The organism is Haloarcula sp. H-hyl2, assembly GCF_056934385.1.
Genome location: NZ_JBRIIJ010000001.1, coordinates 1,142,343 through 1,160,035 on the forward strand (window position 1 = coordinate 1,142,343; position 17,693 = coordinate 1,160,035).

Annotated in this window: 16 protein-coding genes and 1 tRNA gene; 8 read left to right on the forward strand and 9 right to left on the reverse strand. The window is 64.7% G+C overall.

The genetic code is table 11. The features are described from left to right. Positions 1–19: 19 nt before the first annotated feature. Entirely contained in the window at positions 20–838 is an 819-nt protein-coding gene (locus Hhyl2_RS05910; protein ID WP_483549806.1) for an alpha/beta fold hydrolase, read from the reverse strand. A gap of 50 nt (positions 839–888) precedes the next feature. Beyond that, positions 889–2,136, reverse strand: a complete 1,248-nt coding sequence (gene glyA, locus Hhyl2_RS05915) for a serine hydroxymethyltransferase (RefSeq protein WP_483549807.1) — start codon at positions 2,134–2,136, stop codon at positions 889–891. 150 nt (positions 2,137–2,286) lie between these two features. Between glyA and Hhyl2_RS05920 the strand changes: the two genes are divergently transcribed. The 3 genes from Hhyl2_RS05920 to Hhyl2_RS05930 all read left to right on the forward strand — a co-directional run bounded on the left by Hhyl2_RS05920 (position 2,287) and on the right by Hhyl2_RS05930 (position 7,194). Next, positions 2,287–4,371: a hypothetical protein gene (locus Hhyl2_RS05920; protein WP_483549808.1), complete on the forward strand. Its 2,085-nt coding sequence runs from the start codon at positions 2,287–2,289 to the stop codon at positions 4,369–4,371. 267 nt (positions 4,372–4,638) lie between these two features. Further along, positions 4,639–5,457, forward strand: coding sequence for a transcriptional regulator TbsP (tbsP, locus tag Hhyl2_RS05925; protein ID WP_483549809.1), 819 nt, complete (start codon positions 4,639–4,641; stop codon positions 5,455–5,457). A gap of 48 nt (positions 5,458–5,505) precedes the next feature. Further along, a complete protein-coding gene (locus tag Hhyl2_RS05930; RefSeq protein WP_483549810.1) occupies positions 5,506–7,194 on the forward strand; it encodes a YcaO-like family protein in 1,689 nt (562 codons plus the stop codon). 3 nt (positions 7,195–7,197) lie between these two features. Here the strand turns inward: Hhyl2_RS05930 and Hhyl2_RS05935 are convergent, their stop codons facing one another. From Hhyl2_RS05935 to Hhyl2_RS05950, 4 genes are all read right to left on the reverse strand, one after another. Next, positions 7,198–8,346 (reverse strand): DUF63 family protein, encoded by a 1,149-nt coding sequence (locus tag Hhyl2_RS05935; protein WP_483549811.1) that lies wholly within the window; start codon positions 8,344–8,346, stop codon positions 7,198–7,200. 74 nt (positions 8,347–8,420) lie between these two features. Then, a complete protein-coding gene (locus Hhyl2_RS05940; RefSeq protein ID WP_483549812.1) occupies positions 8,421–9,245 on the reverse strand; it encodes an inositol monophosphatase family protein in 825 nt (274 codons plus the stop codon). A 53-nt stretch (positions 9,246–9,298) separates the two neighbouring features. Continuing rightward, positions 9,299–9,499, reverse strand: coding sequence for a hypothetical protein (locus Hhyl2_RS05945; protein ID WP_483549813.1), 201 nt, complete (start codon positions 9,497–9,499; stop codon positions 9,299–9,301). A gap of 629 nt (positions 9,500–10,128) precedes the next feature. Beyond that, a tRNA-Leu gene (locus tag Hhyl2_RS05950) sits at positions 10,129–10,212 on the reverse strand. Between the two features lie 102 nt (positions 10,213–10,314). Between Hhyl2_RS05950 and Hhyl2_RS05955 the strand changes: the two genes are divergently transcribed. From Hhyl2_RS05955 to Hhyl2_RS05965, 3 genes are read left to right on the forward strand one after another with little or no spacing between them, the layout of a single operon-like run. Continuing rightward, positions 10,315–10,533 carry a hypothetical protein gene (locus tag Hhyl2_RS05955; RefSeq protein ID WP_483549814.1) on the forward strand — a complete coding sequence of 73 codons (219 nt, stop codon included), beginning with the start codon at positions 10,315–10,317 and terminating at the stop codon, positions 10,531–10,533. A gap of 42 nt (positions 10,534–10,575) precedes the next feature. Then, positions 10,576–11,058 carry a DUF309 domain-containing protein gene (locus Hhyl2_RS05960; RefSeq protein ID WP_483549815.1) on the forward strand — a complete coding sequence of 161 codons (483 nt, stop codon included), beginning with the start codon at positions 10,576–10,578 and terminating at the stop codon, positions 11,056–11,058. Between the two features lie 46 nt (positions 11,059–11,104). Then, positions 11,105–11,893, forward strand: a complete 789-nt coding sequence (locus Hhyl2_RS05965; protein ID WP_483549816.1) for a M14 family metallopeptidase — start codon at positions 11,105–11,107, stop codon at positions 11,891–11,893. A 1-nt stretch (position 11,894) separates the two neighbouring features. Here Hhyl2_RS05965 and Hhyl2_RS05970 read toward each other — a convergent pair whose 3' ends face one another. Both Hhyl2_RS05970 and Hhyl2_RS05975 read right to left on the reverse strand, forming a co-directional pair. After that, positions 11,895–12,797: a J domain-containing protein gene (locus Hhyl2_RS05970; RefSeq protein WP_483549817.1), complete on the reverse strand. Its 903-nt coding sequence runs from the start codon at positions 12,795–12,797 to the stop codon at positions 11,895–11,897. 58 nt (positions 12,798–12,855) lie between these two features. Beyond that, a complete protein-coding gene (locus Hhyl2_RS05975; protein ID WP_483549818.1) occupies positions 12,856–13,131 on the reverse strand; it encodes a DUF8066 domain-containing protein in 276 nt (91 codons plus the stop codon). Positions 13,132–13,237: 106 nt separating this feature from the next. Between Hhyl2_RS05975 and Hhyl2_RS05980 the strand changes: the two genes are divergently transcribed. Then, entirely contained in the window at positions 13,238–14,140 is a 903-nt protein-coding gene (locus Hhyl2_RS05980) for a 1,4-dihydroxy-2-naphthoyl-CoA synthase (protein ID WP_483549819.1), read from the forward strand. Here the strand turns inward: Hhyl2_RS05980 and Hhyl2_RS05985 are convergent. Next, positions 14,137–14,946 carry a sugar phosphate isomerase/epimerase family protein gene (locus Hhyl2_RS05985; RefSeq protein WP_483549820.1) on the reverse strand — a complete coding sequence of 270 codons (810 nt, stop codon included), beginning with the start codon at positions 14,944–14,946 and terminating at the stop codon, positions 14,137–14,139. The two genes, Hhyl2_RS05980 and Hhyl2_RS05985, sit on opposite strands and share 4 nt — an antisense overlap. A 186-nt stretch (positions 14,947–15,132) precedes the next feature. On the opposite strand from Hhyl2_RS05985, the gene Hhyl2_RS05990 reads away from it, so the two are divergent. Further along, positions 15,133–17,673: an extracellular solute-binding protein gene (locus Hhyl2_RS05990; RefSeq protein WP_483549821.1), complete on the forward strand. Its 2,541-nt coding sequence runs from the start codon at positions 15,133–15,135 to the stop codon at positions 17,671–17,673. The last annotated feature ends 20 nt before the right edge of the window (positions 17,674–17,693 follow it).

Genomic DNA, 17,693 nt, shown 5'->3' on the forward strand with positions numbered 1-17,693 from the left:
TCGGGACAAAAGCGTCGGGTCAGTGTGCGTCGGTGACGCCATCGAGGAAGGCGCGTAGCTGTCTGTTCACCGCCGTCGGTCGTTCGAGGTTCGCGGTGTGGCCGGCACCGTCGATGGACTCGAACCGGCCGGCCGGCAATTTCTCGGCAGTCTCACGGCCGAGTGCCGGCGGGATGGCCGTGTCCTCGGTGCCGTGGAGAACGAGCGCGGGACAATCCACCGTCGAGAGCTGGTCGACGGTCCCCGGACGGTCCAGCCAAGAGTGGACCTCGTTGTAGACGGCGTCGCCACGGTAGGTCTGCCAGCGGTCGACCCAGTCCTCGACGAGGGCGGGCCGCTCTTCCCGCGTCGTCTCGCCGAACAGCGTCTCGGCGATACCTTCAGCAAGGGATGCTGGCACTGTCGACTGGCCCGCGAGTGGCTCGACCAGCGCCGCGTACTGCTCCTGCTGGGTCGAGGAATGCGGGACAGCAGTACTATCCAGCAAGACGAGTCCCGCCACCCGGTCGGGTGCGGCCAGCGCTACCCGGAGCGCCACGAAGCCGCCCATCGACATCCCGACGAGGACCGGCGCGGACATCCCCAGCCCGTCCATCGCTGCCAGGCAGTCGGTGGCGAGGTCGGCCAGCCCGTATCCCTCGACGGCGTGTTCGGTCCGTGCCCGGAGGTCGTAGGCGGCGACGCGGTAGTCGTCCGCGAGCGCCTGCCGCTGGGGGTCGAACATCGTCCGGTCCATCAGGGTACCGTGGAGACAGAGCACGGGCGGCCCGTTCCCGGCGACACTCGCCAGTGCGTCGATCCGTTCGCGGTACATCGCGGTGGCAGCCCCGCCACTCATCAGCAATCAGTACGGTGCGGGCGACAAAAACCGTCGGGGACCGCCGTCGGTCAGTCGTACAGCGTGTACTCGTCGGTCAGGTCGTCGACGCGGTCGGCGACCTCGGCGATGACGTCCTCGTCGTGTGGTGCATCGACGACCTCGTAGATGAGGTCGGCGACCTCTCGACAGGCGTCCTCGTCGAAGCCGCGCGTGGTCAGGGCCGGCGTGCCGGCGCGGATACCCGAGGGGTTGAACGCCGAGCGGGTCTCGCCGGGAACGGTGTTGGCGTTGAGGACGATGCCGGCCTCCTCTAGCGCCTCTTCGACTTCCTTGCCGGTCGTGTCGGGGTGGGACGGCCGGAGGTCGATGAGGACGAGATGGTTGTCCGTACCGCCCGAGACCAGTTCCAGGCCGTGTTCCTGAAGCTGGTCGCCCAGCGCCTTCGCGTTCTGGACGGTCTGATCCGCGTACGTCTCGAACTCGGGATTCAGCGCTTCGCCGAAGCCGACGGCCTTGCCGGCGACGTTGTGCATCAGTGGGCCGCCCTGTGAACCGGGGAACACCGCCGAGTCGATGTCGTCGGCGTACTCCTCGTCACACATGATGATGCCACCACGGCCGGCACGGATGGTCTTGTGCGTCGAGCCCGTGACGAAGTCCGCGATGCCGACCGGCGACTGGTGGGCTCCAGCGGCGACCAGGCCAGTGATGTGGGCGATATCGGCGAGGTGGTAGGCGTCGACAGCGTCGGCTGCCTCCTGGATACGCTCGAACTCGACCTCGCGCGGGTACGCGGAGTAGCCCGAGACGATGATGTCGGGTTCGAACTCCTCGGCCGTCTCCTGGAGTTCGTCGTAGTCGATGTAGCCGGTTTCCTCGTCGACTTCGTACTGTTCGACCTCGTAGACCTGGCCGGCGAAGTTGGCCGGGTGACCGTGACTGAGATGGCCGCCGTGGGTCAGGTCCAGCGAGAGGATCTTGTCGCCGGGGTCCAGCACCGCGAGATAGACACCCATGTTGGCCTGCGATCCGGAGTGGGGCTGGACGTTGACGTGGGCTGCGCCCCACAGCTCCTTGGCGCGGTCGATGGCTAGCTCTTCGACGTCGTCGGCGTACTCACAGCCGCCGTAGTACCGCTCGCCGGGGTAGCCCTCGGCGTACTTGTTCGTCAGTTCGGAGCTCTGGGCCTCCATGACCGCCTCAGAGACGTGGTTCTCGCTCGCGATCATCGCCAGCGTGTCGTTCTGGCGGCTCCGTTCGCCCTCCAGCGCGTCTGCTACCGCCGGGTCCGTCTCGCGGACGGTGTCGTAGGTCATATCTGCCCCTCGGAACGGGGCCGACAATAATCTACCCTTTGTCAGATGGCGTGCGACAGCGTGCCAGGAGTGGACTCTCACGACCGGGTCCGGAGGTGTCAATCGCGCGACCAGCACGTATATACCTGATAAGGACACACAATCTGCCATATGGTCACCTGGGGGGTGACAGACTCCGAGACCGACTCGACGACGCTGGAAGCCGGTGCTATGGGCGACGACGCCGCCCCGACAGTCGTACTCTCACAGCTCGATCACTGCTGTGAGACGGTCGAGCGACCCATCCCCCGCCGAACCGACGAGAGTTTTACTGGTGAGGCCACGCGCCTCGTCCTTCCTGGAAACGAAACGACAGTCACCTCGTTGTCGTGTGACGCCCAGTACCACCTGACGACCGCTTCGGAACTGCCGGACGGTGGCTTCCTCGTGACGACGACGATGCGGACGCTCAGTGGTGATACGACCGATCCGCTGACGGGCGGTGCCTGCCGGGTGTTCGTCCGGTTCGAGGGGCCTGCCTCGCTCAGACCGACCGACGACGGAACGGTGCTATCGCTGTGGGAGTGTAAACCGATCACCGTCGGGTTCCGCGAGATCGCACACGCCACCCCCGGTCGGATCACGGTCCCGGAAACGCCACAGGGCATCGCAGCGGGTATCTCCGCGCTGAGTGCTGCCCACCACACGCTCGCTCCGTCTCGGTCCCACCCAGGACTCCGGGATCACCCGCCCCTGGTGACGACCGGCGAGTCGCTGTCGATCCCAGACAACATCGTGAGCAACCGCACCGAGACGGAGATCTCGCTCAGACTGCCCGAAACACTCGACTCGCTGTTCGTCGCGGCGCCGCTCGCGTACTACCTCGGCGCCGACATCACTGTCGAGGACCGATCGACACCGCTGCTCACGACAGCCGACCGGGCCGTGCAGTACGAGTTCAGCGACCTCCCAGCGTTCCAGCAGGAGGTCGCAGCCCTCCTGCGTCGCGTCTTCTACCTCGACTGTCTGGTCAGACGTGTCGATCCGAACCGGACCGGAGCGGCGTTGCTCTCCGATATAGATATCGAGCCCGCTGCGGTCCAGGACCTCGCTCCGGCGGCGCGACTCGAACGGTACCTCGACGCACCCACGGACCGGGTTGTGTCGTCGCTCCCGGACTGGCACCTCTCGACGTACGCAGCGCCGTCGACTGAACGGGTCCGCTGTCTCCCCTTCCTCCTGGACAAACTCAGTCTGATCTACCTCCCGGACGGGACGGAACTGGACCGGAGCGACCTTCTGGAGCGGACGCTCTCGGATGCGTACCCGACCAGGGGCGCGCGCGCTGAGCGCACACAGGTGCTCGCACCGAACCTCGGAGCCGGTCACATCCACGCCTGGCTGGCCCCAGGGACGCCTATCGACGCCCACAAGAGCATCCCCGAGGCCTACGAGAACCGGTACCGCTATCGCGACCGGGACGACGACCGGTTGCAGGTCGCGGTCGTGCTGAACGACAGAGAGATGGGTGACGAACACAACGCCGTCGCGGAGATATACCGTGAGCGGGCGACGGGCCTGCCGATGGACGTGACCGTCAACGAACAGTTGCCGGCCGACCGACTCGGGACTGTCTTCCAGGCGAACAACGACTTCGTCCACTACATCGGCCACTGTGACGATGCCGGGTTGCGGTGTCCCGACGGCCATCTGGCAGCGAGCGAACTCGAAGCGGCCCGGACGCCGACCTTCTTCCTCAACGCCTGTGGCTCGTACGACGAGGGACTGGACCTGGTCGAGCGCGGTGCCGTCGCGGGCGCCGTGACCTTCACCGACGTCCTCGACGAACACGCTGCGACGGTCGGGACGGCCTTCGCCAGACTGCTGGTCCACGGGTTCAGTATCGACCGCGCGCTGCAACTGGCTCGGCGACGGATCGTCATGGGCAAGGACTACGCCGTCGTGGGCGACGGGACGTACGCGATCCTCCCGAGTCCGGGTGAGCCTGCTGTCCTCTGGTTATCGGACGCCGAGGACGGCTACACCCTCACCTGTGAGGTGGTCTCGCCACGGCGCGCAGGCGAACGGTACCAGTTACCCTTCGACGGTGGGACGGAAGCGATCAACGGCCGGACGAAGGAGTACTCGGTGACCGGGCCGGAACTCGTCGACGTCCTCGAAGAGAGTTCGCTCCCGGTCATCTACGGTGGGGAGTTCCACTGGTCCGAGGAACTGGCAGCGTCGCTCGATTTCTGAAACGTGTCGCTGTGTTCGTCCATTCGAATCCGTAGCGCGGACCAGCGATCGTACCCACGCGTGTCAGCAGTTCGCCGCCCAGTAGTTCTCGCTGGGTCGTAGGGTTCTGCTAATTGTTGATAAAGAGGAGTTTAGCCTTCCGTTAATGATTGTTAAAGAATACATTTAGGATAACACGTCGGCGGGTGTTTTGAACAATGATGAGAATTCAATGGTCGTAAGGGGATAAAATTAAATATGATAGATAACTATATACCTCATTAGAGCATGAGTGCTACTCTACTCCACGACGATAGTAGCTCGATGCTGTCAACGATCCTCACGGAGGCAGCGGAGCCACTGTACATCGTCAACCCGTCGCACGAAACGATCTCAGAACTCGTCTCGACACTCCAGACAGTCGAGAACGCGCCGAGCGTCAGGATGCTCGCCGACGAGCGGGCTCTGAAAGACGTCATGGACGACTTCCTGGTCGCCAGTACCGCGGCGGACCTCATCGAGGCCGACCAGCTCTCGCTGCGCGTCCTCGACGAGGTCCCCAACCACTCTATCGCCGTGACCCCCGAGATGGTCCACGCCATCGTCGAACTCGACGACAGAGCGAGCGGCCTCGGGACCGACGACGAGGACTTCGTCGACGAGGCATACGAGCAGTACAGCACGCAGTGGTCCAACGCGGACGCGTATTCGCTGCGAACGCCGCCACTCTCCCGTGTCCAGACGACCCTGGAGTCGGATATCGGGCCGGAGACGGCGACCGACTTCGACAGCGTCCTCAGTTCGCTCACTACCGCCCGTGGTGATGGCGACGGGCTCGACGAGGTGACCATCAGCCTCCTCGTCGCTGCCCGGAACGGCGAACTGCTCTACGACATCAGCAAGTGGGGCGAGGACATCGGGCTGGCGAGCAAGGCGACGTTCTCGCGCACCAAGACGAAACTCGAAGATATGGGCCTGATCGACACCGAGAAAGTCCCCATCGACGTCGGTCGCCCGCGTCTGCGTCTCCTGCTCGGCGACGAGCGTCTGGAGGACGCCGACGCCGACGAACTCGCCACCGTCGCACAGAGTATCCTGGCAGCCTGACGAGTCGAGACGTACAGGCTTTTGACCGCCCTCCGTGAGTCGGCAGGTATGACACCTGTCGCCGTTGTCGGCACCGGGCCGGCATCCGAAGCACTCACCGACGCGTTCTCCGCAGCCGATATCGCCGTCCAGCATCGGGAGGAACCGGACGATACCGACGCCGAGCTACTGGTCGTCGTCGACAGCGCCGGTGCCGAGCCGTTCGAGACAGCCACCGACCGATCTGAGTCGACCTGGGTGGCGGTCGAACTGGGCGGTATCGGCGGCCAACCGCTTGTCGACGGCGCAGTGACCGGTTTCGGCCCCGAGAGCGGGTGCTATCGCTGTCTCCGGACACGAGTCGAGGCAGCGACGGTGGGAGATAACGGAACAGTGGAGCTGCCACCGCCGGAGACACAGCGGTACGTCGGTGCCGTCGCCGGACATCACATCGTCGGCGCACTCGAAGGAGATACCGACCTCGTCGGCCGGATCGTCGAAGTCCCACACGCCGAGCGACAGTTCCTCCCGGTACCCGGCTGTGCGTGTGACGCCGAGCGTGACTGGGCACCTCGCCGTCAGGAGCCAGCCCACGAGAGCGACGCACTGACACAGGCCGAGCGAGGGCTCGACGAACGGGTCGGTATCGTCACCGAGGTGGGGGAAGCGGAGTCGTTCCCGGCGCCGTACTACCTCTCGACGCTCAGCGACACGAGCGGATTCAGCGACGTGGCTGCGCCCCGGCAGGCGGCCGGCGTCGCCGCCGACTGGGACACGGCGTTCATGAAAGCCCTGGGAGAGAGTTACGAGCGCTACGCAGCAGGTGTCTACCGAACTTCGATCCTCGCCGACCGACCACCGACGAGTACGGTCGTCGAGCCAGCGAGCTTCGTCGCGCCGGACGACCACACCGACGACCCACCGGTCGCCTGGCTCCCCGGTGAAGAGCTGCAGTCCGGTAGCCCTGTCTCGCTTCCAGCGGAGACCGTCCTCTATCCACCACCATCGGACCGTGTCCGCCCGGCGACGACGACGGGACTCGGGCTCGGTAGCTCCGGGACCGACGCCGTCCTCGCCGGCCTCTACGAGATCGTCGAGCGCGACGCGGCGATACTGGCGTGGTACTCGACGTACGAACCCCTCGAACTCCGTATCGAGGACCACGACGGCTACGAGACGCTTCGGCGTCGCGCGACGGCGGAGGACCTCTCCGTGACGCCGCTGTTGCTCACGCAGGACGTTGACGTCCCAGTCGTCGCCGTTGCCGTCGAGGGCGAGAGCTGGCCGAAGTTCGCCCTCGGGATGAACGCGGAGTTGGATCCCGGTGCTGCGGCCGTCGGTGCGCTCGCCGAAGCCCTCCAGAACTGGATGGAACTCCGCGGGATGGGCCGGAGTGACGCACAGGACGCCAACGGCGCTATCGGCCGCTACGCCGACCTGCCACAGTCGGTCCAGTCACTGACCGACACCGAGACAGCAGTCCCACTCGGGAGTCTCGGGCCGGACCGTGTCGGCGACGCCGACGACGAACTCGACATCCTGCTGGACCGTGTTTCCGATGCCGGCGTCGACGCGTACGGGGTCCGTCTCACGACGCGCGATCTGGCGATGATGGGCTTCGAAGCGGTCCGTGTCGTCTGTCCGAGCGCACAGCCACTGTTCTTCGGCGATGCGTACTTCGGTGAGCGTGCCCGGTCAGTACCAGAAGCGCTGGGCTTCGAGCCCAGACTCGACCGGGCCCACCACCCGTATCCCTGACCGTCAGACCCCGAACGTCGCCCGCAGCATGTCACGCGTTCCTGGGCCGAGTCCGACCGCGGTGACCGCGACGAGCAACAACAGCGCGTAGCGGGGACTCTCCTCGATGAACTCGTCGTTGAACAGCGAGACCACGAGCGAGGCGACCGCGAGTTTGACGATCAGGAACGGCCAAGAGGTCCCGATAGCAGCGCTCACTCCGGCGGGCTGGAGCGTCTCCGTGACGTCGATGATGAACGCGTTGGCCGGGTGTTTCGGGTAGTAGGTCAGCGGGACGTTGAGCAGGTCGAGCCAGTCCGCCAGGACGACGTTCGCGACACCGTCGATGGCGTGGCCCCAGATGACCAGCAACCCGATGGGACCGGTCCCGACGTTGACCGCCGGCCAGACCGAATCGTAGAGCCGGTACAGGCCATAGGAGAGTGCCGTCGCGAGCACGACCGTGACCACCAGCACCGAGGGGTACAGGGTGGCGTACGGCCGTGTCGTAGCAGCGATGGTCAGATACGTCAGTGTCAGTCCGACGAATCCGACACCGAGTGCGGCCATCGTACGGTAGTAGCTGTCGACGTAACCGTTCGAGTCCAACCAGACGCAGGCGATCAGCGAGACCAGCGTCAGGACGAAGACGCTGCCGTAGATGATCGGACTGATGAGCAGCGAGTTCAGCGGGTACGTGATGAGCGGGTCCACACCGGCCTCAAGCGCGCGGTCGCCGACGTCCTCGACAGTCCGGAGCGCGCCACCGAGGATCATGAACGGGACCAGCGCGTAGTACAGTTCCGGGTCCTCGGCCACGTCGAGGTTCTCCAGCAGGAGGTACACCCCGACGAGCATGTAGACGAGGATGAGCATGTACCCGACCTCGGAGACGACCGTGTACCCGGGCTCGGCGACGACCTGACCGGCCGCGATAGCGTCGCTACAGCCCTGGTAGAGCGCCTGTGGACCCTGCTCAGTCATGACTGCACACTGGGCGGCCTTCGCGTCGGCGTACACCGGCCCCCAGAAGTAGTGCCAGAGGAAGCGGTCCCAGACCTGGACCGGCGCCGCCAGTACCGCACCGGCACCGGCGACGATCAGCGCGACGAACGAGGCCAGCCACAACCGCTCGGCCCCGTACTCGTCGACGACCCGATCGAACGTGTTCATGGCCGAGTGACCGGTGGCAGGCGGTTTCAGACTTCCGGTCCAGTGTGCGGTCCCCACAACGCCGTCGTGTGGGGCTACGAGAGCGCCTGCCCGGCCGCTGCCAACAGTTCGTCGTGCGCTTCGCCGTTCGAGGCCACCAGCGAGTCGCTGTCACGGTCCCACTCGTTCCCGTCGAGATCGGTGACCGTCCCGCCGGCTTCCCGGATCATGTGGACGCCGGCGATGGTGTCCCAGGGATACATCTTCCGGGTACAGATCGCGCCGTCGAGCCCCCCGTCGGCGACCGTCGCCAGGGTCAACTGGAACGAACCGAGTCGGCGCATGTCACCGAACCGCTCCGCGACGGCGGTACAGAGGCGACTGAACTCGCCGCGGTCGTCGCGGTCCCACCAGCCGACCGGCGCGACGGCGAAGGTTTCGGGGTCGGAGCGGTCGCTCACCGAGAGTTCCGCTCCGTCGCGTGTCGCGCTCTCGCCGGCCGCATAGAGGTCACCCTGGGCGGGGACGTAGGTCGCCGACCCGACAGTCTCACCGTCGACGATTGCCGCGATGGAGGTCGTCCACAGCGGCATCCCGCGGACGAAGTTCGCCGTCCCGTCGATCGGGTCGACGACCCAGGTCGCCCCGGCGTCCGGAACGGAATCGACGAGAACGCCCTCGTTGTCGGTCCCCGGAACCGGGCCGACGTCCTCCTCACAGACGAACGAGTCGTTCGGGAACTCCCCCTGGATTGTCGCCATGACCTGGCGCTGGGCGTCTCTGTCGGCTTCGGTCACCACGTCGTTCTTGTTCGCCTTGGTCTCGACGGTCAACACGCTCCGGAACTGTTCACGGGCGACGGCACCACCCGCTCTCGCGGCACGCTCGGCTACCGCTGCTCTGTGGTGAGTATCGGTCATGCCTTCCGCTGGCACCCCCGCCCTCAAACCACCTCGGTATCCAGCAAAACCCGTTAGTTCCCGTCGGTTGCGTCCTCGACCGCGTCGAGGATGTCTCTCGCGATGTCTTCGGCCTCCTCGGGCGTGTAGAGTACCTGGTTCCCCAGCGACTGCTCGATACGGACGTACCCATCGTCCGTCTCGATCGAGAAGAACGCCGTGTTCTCGAACGGTGGCACTCGCAGACGCGACCCTTCAGACTGGTCGGTTGCCATGCCATCACGTATCAATTGGATACTGATAAATCTACGGTCGAAGATACTTGTGAAGAAAGTGCTCAACAACCCTCGCGTGACGGTTCGGCATCACAGGATAGCGCCGGAGAAGCAGCTATCTATCACTAGAATTGCGAGGGAAGACCGCTCCGTGCAGTCTTCCGCACTGTGAGCGAGGGGCCGTCTCGGCCCCCGTCCCGACCACTTTCACGTCTCGGGCGTCGTCGCCTTCGGCGACACCACCCGACGGCGATAGCGGTCGGTCAGTGCGAGGGAAGGGATTTGAACCACGGGAAGACGGTCGGCCTCACTTCGTTCGGCCGCTGCGACGTCCCTGATTCAAACCCTTCTTGTGCATCTCGTCCGACGCGGGGTGCGCCGGACAGCGATGCGAGGGAAGGGATTTGAACCCTTGGACCACGGGAAGACGCTCACGCTCGCGGTGCTCGCGTGCTGCGACTTCCCTGCCTCCGTTCGCTTCGCTCACGGAGACCCTACGGGAGCGGATCTTGAGTCCGCCGCCGTTTCCAGGCTTGGCTACCGTACCTGTTTCAGTAAGGAATTTGCGAGGGAAGACCGCTCCGTGCAGTCTTCCGCACTGTATGCAGGGGACCACTCGGCCCCAACAGTGCGAGGGAAGGGATTTGAACCCTTGGACCCCTACGGGAGCGGATCTTGAGTCCGCCGCCGTTTCCAGGCTTGGCTACCCTCGCACGCGATTCTCGCATCTCCACGGACGTCGGTCACGGTTAAAGGTGCCACGGAAACGACCCGGCGGGCGAACGTATATAGGTCTCCATAGCAACGGCTTCGGCATGGGTATCACTGGCACGATCCTCCAGTTGGAGGGTGCGTTGCCCGTCGTCGGCGTCCTGCTGGGCTTGATCCTGGTCGTCGTGGCAGCGTACGCGGTCAGGGACGACGCCGGCTACCAGAATGTCGCACAGGCGGACGATGAGATCGTCTGCCCGCGGTGTCACCACTCGACCGGCGGCGCGACAGATCTCTGTCCCGAGTGTGGGAAGGACCTCTGATCCGACCGGAGGATTGACCCATCCAGGCGGCCAACTGTGTGTATGGACGACCACACGCGGGACCCGACCGTCGATCCCCCGAGAGGGGACCCGGCAGGGTGGCGCAGCGACGGGCAGTGGGAGCACGCGACGCTCAGACAGGCCGTCGTCCACGGCGTTCGGCTCTACAACTCCGGGGAGTTCCACGACTCACACGACTGCTTCGAGGACGAGTGGTACAACTACGGCCGGGGGACCGCCGAGAGCAAGTTCCTCCACGGGATGGTCCAGGTCGCCGCGGGTGCGTACAAACACTTCGACTTCGAGGACGACGAGGGGATGCGCTCGCTGTTCCGGACCTCGCTCCAGTACTTCCAGGGGTTGCCAGGGGATTTCTACGGTGTCGACCTGCTCGACGTTCGTACCACCGTGACGAACGCGTTGCAGGACCCGACAGTCCTGGAGGGGTGGCAGATCCGCCTCGACGACGGGTATCCGGAGGCGCGACCCGAGGACATCGAATACGCCGAGACACTGGAGCATTGAGACGGATTCCACAGTCACTTAGTGCCGTCATCCATACGGAGTGGTAATGCGAGTCGAGCAACTCGGTGAGGGGGACCCCGAGGTCGCGGTCGTCGGCGGTATCCACGGCGACGAGCCCTGTGGCCCCGCGGGTATCGAGGCTGTTCTCGAAGACCCGCCCGCCGTCGAGCGTCCGGTGAAGTTCGTCGTTGCGAACGAGGAGGCACTGTCTGCCCACCAGCGCTACGTCGACGTCGATCTCAACCGAGCGTTCCCGGGGGATCCGGACAGCAAACTCCACGAGGAGCGACTGGCGGCCGAACTCACTCGGGAACTGGCGGATTGTACCGTCCTCGCGCTCCACTCGACCCAGTCATACGACGACCTCTTCGCGCTGGTCGACGAGGTGACGCCACTGGTACGGAGCATCTGCCCGCAGCTCTCCGTCGACGCCGTTGTCCGGACCGCGGGTGCGAACGAGGGCCGTATCTTCTCTGCGGCTCCCTCGACGATCGAAGTTGAATGTGGGTTCCAGGGGTCGGCGGCGGCCGCCGCGAACGCAGAGCTGGTCATCAGGGAGTTCCTCGCCGCGACGGGCGTGGTCGCTGCCGACCCACGCGAACGACAGACGTCGCTCCCAGTGTTCCAGTTGGGCGACCCGATCCCGAAATCGAGTGCCGACTCCTACGAGGTCTACGTCGACAATTTCAAACTGGTCCCGGCGGGCGAACCGTTCGCCGCTGCGGACGGCACGCCGGTCTCGGTGAACGAGCCGTTCCATCCGGTGTTGTTGTCCCCGGAGGGGTACGAGGACGTCTTCGGGTACACGGCCGAGAAAGTCGGCGTCCTGGAGTGATTCACGGGCCCGACCGCAGTATCGAGAGCGTCAGCACCGAGAATCCGAACGGGAGCCAGGTCCCACAGAGCGTGAAGATGCCCACGATGGAGAAGATGCCGAACGGGAGCCCGAGCAGTATCAGCGGGGCGATGAGGCTCCAACCACCGAAGACCATGACAGCGATGCGTGGCATCGACTGGAGGTAGCCGAAGACGAACACCGCACAGAGACCGACGAAGATGTTCACCGTGATCGGAAACGGCGGGAAGACCGCACTGGCGAGCAGGACCGGGTAGAACGCGAACGATAATCCGAAAACGGTGAGCGCACGACCGCTGGGCAGCAGGTCTTCTGGTTTCTCGACGACGTCGTACTCCTGTCGGACCGAGTACTGCGTTGCCGTGGTACCACCCTGTGACATCCCTTGCTGTGTGGTGCCGCTGGCGGTCGTCGCCGCGGTGGACGCTGTCGTCCTGTTCGTCCCCTGTGACCGTGAGCGCTGACGGTTCTGGCTAGGCTGTCTCCGCTCGTTGGAAACGCGCTCACGGGCCCGCCGCTCGCGGTCAGAACGGCGCTGTCGGTTGCCCCGGTCGTCACCCTCGCTGTCCGTGTCTTCCGGTTCCGAGGAGGGCTGTCCGTAGCCGGCACGCCGTGCGGCAGCGGCCGCGTTACTCTCCGAATCGACAGTTCCCTCCCCAATTCTCACGTAGGCAGCATGACCGATATCGTCGTACCGCGCTCGCTCGTCCTCGTCGACGAGGACGTCCCTGGCCTCGACGATGGCCTGTGTATCTTTGCGGGCGTCGGCGGCGTCGCTGACGTCGGGATGTGTCTCCTTCAGCCGCTCCCGATAGGCGGCCTCGATCTCGTCGGTCGAGGCCTCCTCCGAGACCCCCAGCACGTCGTAGTACGTCTCGGTCATTGCCTGCCCGTTAGTCCCTACTCGTCGACATGTCGGTATAAATCCTTGCGCCCGATTCTCACAGTTCGCGTTCGAGTTCCTGCTCCGGATCGTCCGTCCTCGCCGTGGACCGCTCTGGCGACTCCTCGGACTGTGCGACCCTGACTTCGAGCGAGCCAGCGATCCGTTCGAGTACCTTGATGAGGCGCCAGACGAGGTAGATACCCCAGACGGCCACGACGGCCAGCACACCCAACAGTATCTGCTGGACGATGACGAGACTGTACGCGAGTAGCAGGAACGAGCCGACCGCGAGGGCGGTTTTCAGTGAGCGATCGGTCGAAGTGGAGGGCATACGACTCGTATCTCGACCGACACGGACGAAAGGGTTACGGCCTCACGGACAGATGTCGGCACGCCCACGCGTGAATCTTTTTGCGGCGGCCGCCCGGACGGGAGGTATGGTCTCTGAGATCTTCGATCCGGACCGCTGGGAGTCGGTCGACCGGTTCGACTTCACGGACATCACGTATCACCGTTCGACCGAAACCGGCGCCGTCCGGATCGCGTTCGACCGGCCGAAGAAACGCAACGCGTTCCGGCCGGAGACGGTCGACGAACTCGCGACGGCGCTGGACCACGCCAAACGGCTGACCGACGTCGGCTGTGTCCTCATCACCGGGAACGGTCCGTCACCGAAGGACGGCGGCTGGGCGTTCTGCTCCGGGGGCGATCAGAGTATCCGGGGGGAGAGCGGGTACGAATACCGAGAGACCGACGCGTCGGAAGCCGACGACGCGCCGGAGAACGTCGGCCGCCTCCACATTCTCGAAGTCCAGCGCCAGATCAGACACATCCCGAAGGTCGTGGTCGCCGTCGTCCCGGGATGGGCCGTCGGGGGCGGCCACTCGCTGCACGTCGTCTGTGACCTCACGCTGGCAAGCGACGAGCACGCGAAGTTCCTCCAGACGGACCCCGACGTCGGGAGTTTCGATGGTGGCTTCGGTTCTGCGTATCTGGCCCGCCAGATCGGCCAGAAGAAGGCCCGTGAGGTGTTCTTCCTTGGAAAGACCTACAGCGCCGCGGAGGCCGCCGATATGGGGATGGTCAACGAGGCGGTGTCACACGACGACCTGGAGGACACCGCCATCGAGTGGGCCGAGTCGATCAACAGCAAGTCACCCACGGCCATGCGGATGCTGAAGTACGCGTTCAACCTCGATTCGGACGGAATGGTCGGCCAGCAGGTGTTCGCCGGCGAGGCCACGAGACTTGCCTACATGACCGACGAGGCCCAGGAGGGTCGGGACGCCTTCAACGAGGGGCGCGCGCCGGATTTCGACGACGTTCCCTGGCATTACTAGCCCCGGAGCAGTTTCTCCGTGTTCGACTTCCCGAGTGCGATCGTGGCGTAGTCCTCGGTCCCGATCTCGAGGGTCGCAGTTCCCCGCCAGTCGGCCGCTGCAAGTCCAGCCAGCACCGTCGCGAAGTCGAGATTCCCCATTCCGACCGGGAGGTGTTCGTCGTCACTGCCCCGCGTATCTACGAGGTGGAGGTGGCCGATGCGGTCGGCGTGCTCCCGACAGAAGGTCGCCATCTCGGCTTCGGCCATGCCGCTCAGCAGGGCGTGACTGGTATCGAAGGTCATCTGTGCGTCGGGATACCGCGCCAGGAGGTCGGGGAACCGTTCGGCGGTGTAGTAGCTGCTGATGATGTTCTCCAGGCACGGGACGAGATCTCGCTCACGGGCGGCAGGAACGAGCGTATCCAGACTCCCGTGGACGAATTCGCGAGTTTCGGTGTCCGACCAGCCGAGACTCCAGGCGTCCGACGCCGGGTGGAAGACGACCTTCGCGGCCCCGATATCGGCCGCGAAATCCATCTCCGCTGTGAACTCCGCTACCGCGCCCTCTCGGACAGGTGTGAAAGGAGAGCCGATGTCGGCCGTGAACGGCAGATGAACGACGAGTGCGAGGCCGGTCCCGTCGAGTACAGTTCTCATCTCGGTACATCTGTCTTCGATCCGCTCGCGAGCGTACGGCCCATCGAGGAGCAACTCGACGAACTCGAACCCCTGCCTGCTGGCCCACTGGACTGCCGTCTGGAAGTCCAGGCCGAGGCCGACAGTGAACCCCAGATCGAGATCGTCGGTCTGTAACGAGTCAGTCATATGTCGTTATCTCTACCCGAACAGATGACCATTTCGGCGCGATGAAGGACCATTATATAAACACTGGTAGGTATTCCCACTCCTCGATTTCTTTACTTCCAATACCCATCACACGCATTATGAATAAAAAATTGTTCTACCCCTTCGGAAAGATACATATATAACCATCCAAAACAATCATCAGGAATGGACAGGAAACGAACGGACGAGCGCCGGCAAGACCTCTCGACGGATGGCGGGAGTGCTTCGCCGCCCCCAGGGTCGACGGACGTTCCCGAACCGGATCTAGAAACAGCTTCACCGGAGGAGTTACGTGAGCAACTCAGAGCAGTCCGTGCCGAACGTGATGCCGCCCAGGATCGCGTCGCGGAACTCGAAGCGGAAGCACGCCAGCGCGAGCACAGACTCTACGATCTGGAAGGGTCGCTGGCGGAACTCCGCGGCGTCATCGAGGCCAACGCCGAGGGCGACCTGACACGTCGGGCCGACATCGACTCCGACGTCGACGCCATCGTGGAGTTCGTCTCACGATACAACCGGATGTTAGACGAGTGGAATCAGACGCTCAAGCGTGTCACGGAGTCGAGTACGACGGTCGACGGTGCGACCAGCGACGTCGCAAGCGAAGTCGCGACCGTCGAATCCGAGAGCGAACGGGTGAGCGAGTCGATCAGCGAGATCGCATCGGGTGCCGACGACCAGAACGAGGACCTCCAGCAGATGGCCGACGAGATGCGGTCGCTCTCGGCGACCATCGAGGAGGTTGCGGCATCGGCCAACCAGGTCGCCGAGGGCGGGGACCGTGCAGTCGAACGGGGCGACGCCGCCCAGCAGGCTGCCACGACAGCTATCGACGACCTCGATGCGATGGCCCAACAGACCGAGCGGATGGTCGAGACCGTCGAAGAGCTGAGCGAGTTGATGGGCGACATCGAGGAGATCACCGAGTTCATCACGGATATCGCCGAGCAGACGAACATGTTGGCGCTGAACGCGAACATCGAAGCCGCGCGTGCCGGCGAGGCCGGCAGCGGCTTCGCCGTCGTCGCCAACGAGGTCAAATCGCTGGCGACCGAGACCAAGGACGCGACCGACCAGATCAGCGAGACGGTCGCCGAAGTGCGTACACAGACCGAAACGACCGTCGAGGACATGCACGACACGCGGTCGGCCGTCAGCGAGACCGAACAGGCGGTTCAGGAAGCGATCGACGGACTCGACGACATCGTCGACATCGTCGACGAAGTCAACGTCGGCATCCAGGAGATCGACAGTGCGACCAACGAACAGGCCCAGGTCACACAGTCTGTCGTCTCGATGGTCGACGACGTCAGTTCGGTCAGCGAGGAGACGACCGCACAGGCACAGACCGTCGCGGCCGCCGCCGCGAGCCAGTCGAACTCCCTGACGGAAGTCGCCGAGGACGTGACGACACTCTCGAAAGAGGCCGAAGAACTCGGCGAGGCGACGGCCCAGTTCACGACCGGGGAACGGTCCGAACATACCGTCTCGAAGGGCGATACCGTCGTCCCGTTCTGGCACGCGATGGGCGGTGCAAAATCGCTTCTATTACACGACCTCGCACGCGAGTTCGAGGCCGAACACGGTGGCGTGCACTTCGAGTTGACCTCGCTGGGCAGCTACGACGGCGTGCTCGCGGAGACCACTGCAGCCATCGAGACCGGGGAGGTCCCTGCGATCGCTCAGATCAACGAGATCGGGAGCACCAGCGCCCGGCGGTCGGGCGCGTTCAAGCCCGCGGACGAGGTGGTCCCGAAGCGGGCCACGGACTCGCTCGTCGACGCCGTCTACGACTACTACGAGATCGACGGGACGCTGCACTCCATCCCGTTCAACTCCTCGAACCCCGTGCTGGCGATCAACCGGGACCTGTTCGAGGCTGCGGGACTCGATCCATCGGACCCGCCGTCGACGTTCGCTGCGGTCCGACACGCCAGCGAGCAGTTGGTCGACGCGGGCGTCTGTGACTACGGAATCACCTTCGCCAACTACTCGTGGTTCGTCGAACAGTGGTTCGCCGAGGCCGGCCAGGACCTCGTCGACAACCGGAACGGCCGTGCCGGAACGCCGACCGAGGCGTACCTCGACAGCGAGTTCGGGATCGACCTCTTCGAGTGGTGGACCGGGATGGAACGAGATGGCCTCTACTTCGACCCCGGAATCAAGGCCCGCGGGGCCGCGAAGAAGGCGTTCCACGACGAGCGAGCGGCGATGCTCGTCGGATCGACCTCCTCGCTCGGGAGTATCACGTCGGGCGCGTACTTCGATATCGAGACCGGTTACCTGCCGGTGCTGGACGAACGGAACGGCGTTCTCGTGGGCGGTGCATCGCTGTGGATCGGTGACGGTCTCGACCCCGACGTCGAGGCCGTCGTCGGCGAGTTCCTCAGTTGGCTGCTGGAACCGGAGCAACAGGCACGCTGGCACCGCGAGACGGGCTACTTCCCGGTCTGTGAGGGCGCTATCTCGACACTGCAATCGTCGGGCTGGTTCGAAGCGAACCCCCACTTCTCGACCGCGTTCGATCAGTTCCGCGAGACTGCCGACACGCCCGCGACGAACGGTGCGCAGATCGGCCCGTTCCCGTCGGTCCGGTCGATCATACAGGACGGTCGTACGGAGATGGACGCGGGCGATGTCGCCACCGACCTGGCCCGTATCAACGCGGATATCGAATCGGAGTTGACGGCCTGGAACGAGGACTGAGACGGCGTCCGGGAGGCCCG